A 6,000-nucleotide genomic window follows, 5' to 3' on the forward strand; every position below is an offset into this window, starting at 1 on the left:
AACAGAGTAAAGAGTTAATGAAGGTTTAATACTGGCCTCATGAGAATCGCCCGTCTTTCCGCGTATCAGGTAGCTGTTCCCTTACGTCGAAAAATCAAGCATGCTTCTTTCAGTCGTTCTGAATCGCAATCGATTATCGTCCGCTGTGAACTGGATGATGGTACGACAGGCTGGGGGGAATCGGTTCCTCGTGAATACGTTACAGGTGAATCAGTCCTATCCGTTTTCTCTCAATATGAGATGCTGAACGCGCAATCTCCGTTATCTTCCAGCTGGAACACATTACCGGAGTTGCACTCTCTCCTGCAGCAGTGGAAACTCCCTGAATTAAAGGAAGCTCCCCCGGAATACGTCAAGCGTGGTTGTTTCGGAAATGCCGCCCGGTGTGCAATCGAACTCAGTCTGCTGGATGCAGCGACTCGGGCCATGCAGACTTCTTTGTCTGCGATCTTTACGCACCTGGATTCTGCTCAGGAACTTCTGCAACCACAGAAATCGGTTCGCTACAGTGCCGTTCTGACCTCAATGCGTCCGATCAAACAGTATTCACTGGCTGCCCTGTATCGCCTGACGGGCTTTCAGCACTGCAAAGTAAAGGTGGGGCTGCCGGGCAGCGATGATCGTGCACTCCTGAAAAGAATCCGCTCCATCATGGGAAGAAAAATGGACCTTCGGGTGGATGCCAACGAAGCCTGGACACGGGAAATCCTGGATCGAAAAACAGAACAACTGGCTTCTTTCAGAATCAGTGCCATCGAACAGCCAGTGAGGCACACCGACATCACCTCGTTGAAGAACATCAATCGATTACAGCAGATTCCTGTGATGCTTGATGAGTCATTATGCAGTATGGATGACGCAGAGACCGCGATTTCAGAGGGGTACTGCAATTACTTCAACCTGCGTATCTCGAAACTGGGAGGGCTGATACCCACACTTCTCATTGCACAACGCGCCAGACAGGCGGGGTTCAAATATCAACTGGGCTGCCAGGTAGGTGAAACGGGAATTCTAAGCGCTGCGGGAAGACATTTTGCCGCAGCCGTGTGTGAAATCGCTTTTCTGGAGGGGAGTTTCGACCGCTATTTACTCACTGAGAATATCATTAACGAAGAGATCTCATTCGGCAGAGGAGGACTTGCACCCGCCCTTTCCGGACCAGGGCTGGGAATCACCGTTAATGAGGAGCGACTCAGATTGCAGACACGAAAGCAGCTTCAACTGATTTCCTGATCAGGGAATCAGGAAGACCAGGCCTGTTACGGTCAGGCTTTCAAATAAAACGCCGCGTGCACTGAAGGGTAACCGCTCCACCTGGTAGGGGGGGCAATCTCCCGGACGTTCGTAGCCCAGATTATATTGGCACTCATGAATCGGATCAGCGCCGATCATGTAAGGCAGAGCCGGGACGCGACCGAAGAAACGGCCTGCAGATACAAATGGCTGAATCGCTGGACCGTAATTATAGCCGTAGCGTTCCAGGTAAGGCTCTTCAAAATACAGTGGATTATAGGGAATCGCCGGGGCTTCCCATTCTTTGGTCGTCAGAGTCCAGTCACGAGTCGTTCCCATTACGACCTGTTGAACGGGTAACTTTTCCAGTTGTTCGCCGGCTGTATTTGCTGGTAAATCGCCCGTAGATGGTTTCGTGTTCAACGTTAACTCAGTGAGAGGTTTCAATCCCAGTTCAACCAGATGTGGCGACCGTTTCTTTTGTTTCACCTGATTGGGATCAGTGACTGCTGCCCCTGATTCCGGTGCTGGTGGAACCGAGGGTAAAGTCATCGGCTGGGACTGAGGATCCAGAATAAGCTGAATCTCAGGCGCTTCCCGCGCCGGCTTTTGCGCTTCAACTGGTTCCTCAAATACTTCCATGCTGGAATCTACCAGCTCAATGGATTGAAATTGAGCGATTTCATCAAAATCCAGTTCTTGAACAATTGGCCTGTCAGCCTGAATCGACTCAGCGGGTATGTTCTGAACCTGTTTTTTCGGTGAATATTCGTATTTATTAAAACCGGTAACCCTGAAACTGTCAGCTTTTACGTCATCAATCGTCTTTTGTGGTGTGCTTTGAGTTCTGGCGTCCAATGCTTTCGACATGGCAGTATACCTGCTGTGATCAAGCTCAGGTGCGACTGAGAAATGAGCGCCTTGATTCACAGCACAGCCGCTGAGGAACAGACAGCATATGCATGTCAAAATATTTGGATGATAAGATAGCAACCTCATTGAATCAGTCGCTCCACATGAAAGTCTGCTGTTTCAGGCTGAAAACAGATAAAAATAATATTCGATTTCGAAATCGGGGAGTACTCATTTCAATTATCGGCTCCCTGGTTCTGTCAGGAACATCACCACCCTGTATCGCAGCAAGGTCACTGTAAGACCCCTAATCTGACTGATACGCTATAAATGCTTTGCCAGAACAAGGTGGACACAGTGACACACTTTCAAGGTCTGTTACAATATTATGGACTGAATTGTGTCTCATCTACGAAATCCAGGCGAACAGGTTTCGTACTTTATCAGTTACAATACGTACAACAGTTAAACTGATTGGAGACAGCGAGACTGGATTCAGTGTCAAAACCACAATTTTTTAACTGATTAGACTGTATATAACGTTTGTGCAGACATCTGCTTTCAATTTTTATCAGATGATTCTGCACCGTTAAAAATCGTTGACATAACATTTAGTGAGTAAAGATAATATGGGGGAGATGTTCTGCCATGACACATGCAACGTCCTGAGTGCACCGGGAAAATTGCATTGTCACTGTTAAGCCAGGATTTCAGGGCCGGTCCTGCGTTACACCATACCTGTACCTGATCCCCCTCTAAACTGAGATATTTGAATGGTCCCTCCCAATGAGGTTGCCATTTTTCTGATATAGACTGTTATTTAGAGCGCGATCCATTACATAAGCGTGTTTTCATGCATTCCCTGCACGGCAGACATACTTGAAGACACAACCATGAACCTGGTCACAGGCGAAAACTCAAAGGAGCATCTTAAACGTGCGATTTATAAAATGGCTGAATCGATGCCTGGGCAAATCTCACCCTTCTCCCAATCTTGAGTTTAACAGTCTGAGGCAGGACCGAAATGCGGATCTGGAACTGATCCGCCTGGAAGATCGTATTGTTCTGAATGTCACTGCAGCCTTGGACGTTGCCTCTGGCGGTGTACTTGAACTGAACCTGAATACAGCCAACGACGAAGCCACTGTCTCTGTGGTCAATAGCGGCGAGACTCTCCAGGTTAACAATGGTGAGGGAATGCCTGACAGCATTCTGAAGTTCGATCTCACGCAGATCTCCTCAATTCTGGTAACAGGCACCGATCCTTCCCAGACCGTGCAGTTCCTGGGACAGGAACCGCTCGTGTTATCGGGTTCGATGGATCTCACGGGCTTCTCGGGCGATGTCAATATTGGGATTCAACTGCAGGTTGATCCCGGCACGCCTCCCCAGTTCAGCGCTGAATCCACGGTAACTTATCTGGGGCAATTCGAACTGACCGGAGATCAGCTTAATGTGATTCTGCCAAACCAGCTGAACGCCGATGATGCATTCGTGGTTCAGATCAACGGTTCAAACCTGGAGATACTGGATCCTGACCAGACAACTCCCCTGCTCTTCTCGACGCCGGCGGCGGGCTTGACTTCCATCCAGTTCATTGGCGCTGATGGAGAATCGGATCTGCTGACCCTGGATTACAGCAACCCGGCACTGACCGAGATTGCCATGATGTTCGCAGGTGGAGCGGGCGGTAATGATGCGCTGGAGTTTATTGGTGGCTCCTTTGATACCGTAACGCATAATTTGACTGGTCCCGGATCAGGTTCGATTGACATCAGTGGAAATGGAATTACCGAGATCAGTTATAGTGGCCTGGAACCTGTTTTCGGTGGAGACAGCACTGCAGATAATATTGTCATCAATCTTCCAGCCGGCACGTTGGATGCCGTTCTGGAAAACTCAGCCATTCCAGGTGAAATGCAGATCCGCAGTCTCTCATCCGCGTTTGAGCTGACCACTTTCGCGGTCCCTTCCGAATCGCTGAAGATCAATACGTCCGGTGGCAGTTCCGTCGTTGAACTGGATTCCTTTGACGTCTCTTTTGCTCCCGCCGATCTGATCCTCTCTGGAAATGCCGGGGACACCTACCAGCTGACGGCCAGTGATCTACTGGCCGATACGGTATCATTGACGCTGACTGGCGGAGCGACTCTGGATCTGGACAGCCATAACGAAACCGTCAACAACTTTGTTCTGGAAGAAGGAACAGTCATCGCCACCAGTGGCGTGCTGAGTGCCCAGTCGAATCTGGATCTCCGCTCTGGAACAGTTCAGGCACAATTGAGCGGGACGGATCTGGTGAAAAACGGTGCCGGAACAGTGCTGCTGGATGCCGTCAACAGTTACACAGGTCAGACGATTATCAATGAGGGGACCCTGAAGCTGGCACAGTCCAATGCCATCCCCGGCTCCTCAAGCGTTGATCTTACCTCGATTGCCAGCGTTCTTGACCTGGATGGTTTCGAGCTTTCGATCACTTCTCTGACAGGCACGGGAAACGTTCTGCTGGGAAGTGCGACAGGGACACTCAGCGTGAATTCCCCAATGGCTACTTCCGCAACCTATGCTGGAGATATCTCCGGCGATGGCAGTCTGATCAAAACGGGCGAGGGGGAATTGATCCTGTCCGGAACGAATTCCTATGCCGGTCCCACCAGCGTACAAAATGGAATCCTGAAAATTGAAGGCTCCTTGACGACTGCCGAAGTGATTGTCTCTGCTGATGCGGTTCTCGGTGGTTCGGGAACAATCAATGCCGATGTGACGGTCAACAGCGATGGAAGTTTTACCCCTGGTTCAAGTCCCGGCTTTATCAGCACGGAATACCTGACTCTGGAAGCTGGTTCTTCACTGGATGTCGAAATCAACGGCACAACCGCCGGTTCTGAATACGATCAGGTGCAGGTTACCGGCGAGGTCAATCTCACCGGAGCGACGCTCAATATCTCCAGCACTTTTACAGCTGCCGCAGGAACCGAATTTCTGCTGATTGCTAACGATGACATAGATTCGGTTACAGGCGAATTTGTCGATCGCGCGGAAGGAACGCTGTTTACCTTTAATGGCAATCAGGTTTATATCACCTACCAGGGAGGCGACGGCAACGATGTGGTCCTGATTGTGAACAGCCCCCCTGTTGCCGGTGATCAAAGTTTCGATGTGGATGAAAATACCAGCAACACCACTTCTGTCGGAACGATTATCGCTGCGGATGTTGACGTGCCGCCAGACAGTCTCACATTCAGTGTCACGGGCGGAACCGGTCAGACGGCTTTTGCTGTCAGTCCCATAGGTGAAATCACCGTTCTGGATCAGACGCAGCTTGACTACGAAACAGCGACATCCTACGACCTTGAAATCCTGGTTACCGACAGTGCAGGCGCGACTGATACCGCCACAATTACCATCAATCTGAATCCTTTGAATGACAATGCTCCCGTCATCGCAAATCAGATACGTTCGGTTGATGAAAATTCGACCAATGGTACCAGTGTCGGCGCTGTGATCGTGGCTACCGACGCCGATCTGCCCGGTGATACACTCACATTCACCGAATCTGATGGCACCGGCGCTGCCGCATTTGATATTACTGCCAGCGGTCAGATTATTGTCGCTGACCAGAGTCTGTTGAACTTCGAAACCAATCCCACCTACACACTCGATGTCATTGTTAATGACAATAACGGCGCTACGGCCACTGCCACAATCACGATCAACCTGAACGACCTGGCTGAAACGCTGGTCTTTAATCCGGGAGACTGGTCAGTCAATGATATTACGATTATCAGAGACGGCAGTCTGCTACGCATTCTGGAAACAGTGACTTCCAACGAAATCGTTCCCGCTCATAATTTTGCGAATGTGACCGATGTGCAGATTACCGGCAACAGCAGCAATAATATTCTGCGGCTGGAC

3 protein-coding genes are annotated in these 6,000 nt (G+C 50.0%); 2 read left to right on the forward strand and 1 reads right to left on the reverse strand.

Annotation, left to right across the window (positions count from 1 at the left end; all coding sequences use genetic code 11):
- Positions 1 to 39: 39 nt before the first annotated feature.
- Complete coding sequence (locus AACZ40_RS09285; protein WP_291169268.1) at positions 40 to 1,233, forward strand: enolase C-terminal domain-like protein; 1,194 nt, start codon at positions 40 to 42, stop codon at positions 1,231 to 1,233.
- On the opposite strand, the gene AACZ40_RS09290 is transcribed toward AACZ40_RS09285, so the two are convergent.
- Positions 1,234 to 2,103: a hypothetical protein gene (locus AACZ40_RS09290; RefSeq protein ID WP_291169265.1), complete on the reverse strand. Its 870-nt coding sequence runs from the start codon at positions 2,101 to 2,103 to the stop codon at positions 1,234 to 1,236.
- 918 nt (positions 2,104 to 3,021) lie between these two features.
- On the opposite strand from AACZ40_RS09290, the gene AACZ40_RS09295 reads away from it, so the two are divergent.
- On the forward strand, positions 3,022 to 6,000 hold a 2,979-nt coding region (locus AACZ40_RS09295; protein ID WP_339674174.1), incomplete at its 3' end, for a cadherin domain-containing protein.

This window comes from uncultured Gimesia sp., from assembly GCF_963972345.1.
Classification (GTDB): Bacteria; Planctomycetota; Planctomycetia; order Planctomycetales; family Planctomycetaceae; genus Gimesia.

What these genes read in the sequence shown, in the direction of transcription:
- AACZ40_RS09285 (WP_291169268.1), top strand. Translation starts at nt 40, where the DNA reads ATGAGAATCGCCCGTCTTTCCGCGTATCAGGTAGCTGTTCCCTTACGT.
- AACZ40_RS09290 (WP_291169265.1), bottom strand. Translation starts at nt 2,103, where the DNA reads ATGTCGAAAGCATTGGACGCCAGAACTCAAAGCACACCACAAAAGACG.